1 protein-coding gene is annotated in these 1,860 nt (G+C 42.0%); it reads right to left on the reverse strand.

Annotated features, from left to right (window positions below):
* Positions 1-549: 549 nt before the first annotated feature.
* Positions 550-1,710 carry a DNA/RNA nuclease SfsA gene (gene sfsA / locus QZ334_RS08215; protein WP_295233564.1) on the reverse strand — a complete coding sequence of 387 codons (1,161 nt, stop codon included), beginning with the start codon at positions 1,708-1,710 and terminating at the stop codon, positions 550-552.
* Between the last annotated feature and the right edge of the window lie 150 nt (positions 1,711-1,860).

The following is a 1,860-nucleotide window of genomic DNA, read 5'->3' on the forward strand; positions in this document are numbered from 1 at the left end:
ATTCAATAATATTTTTATGTGTTTAAGGATTGTAATCCTTAAATACCATTACCAATATAAGTCTATTGGAACCCATATAAAAATCTCAACACAAATAAAGGACGTGCAAATCAGACTGAATTGCATATCCTTTTATTTAATGTGCCCCATGTTGTATCATATGATCTAAGATGCTAACAAAATCTCATTCCACACTAGTTGTATCGTTAGCGGTACTGCCAATACCCGTTAGCATGGTTTCTTTTTAATCATTGATAACATAGGCTGATGGTTAATACTCTACTTCATACCCTTCCCATTTTTGGGCCTTGCCCCATGCGAAAGGAAAAGTGAATTTGTTGTTAATGATCGAAGCAACTAGTTAACAGAAAACATAGGTATGGATGGGACGGATTCATATATAGCGTTATAAAAAAGGGATTTCCTTATTGATGAGCGACTTAGGTCACTATGGAGCGAAGAGATAAGGAAATCCCTTTTTTAACAATCTAGCATATTTGTATTCGGGCCCCATCCATACTATTTTTGATTATGCTCCATTAACAACAATCATTTAACTAGCGCATCCAATTTATTCATGCGGAAGTCTTCTATTACGTCCATGAACGTCTTATTATGTATCGGATTTTCCATCATCCCAAATAGGTGGCTTTTGCAGTCGCAGTCAGAGCAGCCAAATTTAGGGACGTCCCATTCGGCAACGCCACGGACCGCATCAGCAAGAGCGCATTCCGCATCAGCCCAGCTAGTTCGGATTGGCAGGCCTGCAATCATTTCGCAGTGACCGCGGAAGTAGTCTAGATGCCAATGCATTTTCTTCCGTTTTCGTTTATGGCGCTCAATGCGTTTCGTTAAGTTCGCCTTCGCGGAGCCTACGTACATATAGTAGCCCGCCTTGAAATGCATCATCCCTTTAGAGCCGATTTCAAGGTCAAGATTGTGATCTAGGTGCATGACCATCACGTACACGCCACTATCGTGAGCCTCTGTGTCGAGGATGCTGTTCGGATAGGAACATTCTCGTGTTACAGTGGGCATGGTGAAAGTATCATCCCAGGTCACAGCAACGGCTTTCCAATCTAAAGATGGAGCTACCTCTTTAAAGGTACGAGCAAATTCCAAATCTGTGTGGTAGTCTGGTAAGAACCACTGCGCCCGATCCCATTGCACGAGGAATAGAACCCCTGTGTGGTACCCTTCGTTTTGCAATTCTTTCAGATGTAGTAAATGCTTGCGACCTCGTTCTGTTATGGCATCAGGGAACATAGCGCCCGTTTTAGAGAATAGCGTACAAGACTTGACCTCTAGCAAGAACTCGTCGCCCTTATCATTGGTGAGGAGCAAGTCAAAGCGTGATGATGTACCGTGTAGTTTAACTGTATACTCTCGTCTTACAACGCGCCATTCCTCCCAACCAGGGATCAGTTTATTTTCAATCAGATGCTGCGCTACATCGTTGCTGTAGTTTGTGTCGAGCATAATCACGACACCATCGCGCTCGATGCCCACAACGCGGTACTTGGTCTTTGCATCAGGCTTATCGTGAGGCACGATGTACATCGTTACGCCTGTGAACAAGAGCTCCCACATGCGACCAGGATTTGGCAAATGAGCAAGTACGCTTTCACCATTCAAATCTAAGGTCACCACAAAACGGTTCGGGCGACCTGTATATGTTGCTTTCAAAATTGTATCGTAAAGGACCTTCATTGTATCTCCTATATCAATCATGTTCTATATATTTATTATACGATAAGTGGCCAAAATGTTTCACGTGAAAACAGTATCTCCTATAATCATATATGCTATTAATAATTAATATTGAAATTTTTCATTTTTGTAGCTTAGGTTACATTATTA

This window comes from Veillonella sp. (genome assembly GCF_019414865.1).
Lineage (GTDB): Bacteria > Bacillota > Negativicutes > Veillonellales > Veillonellaceae > Veillonella.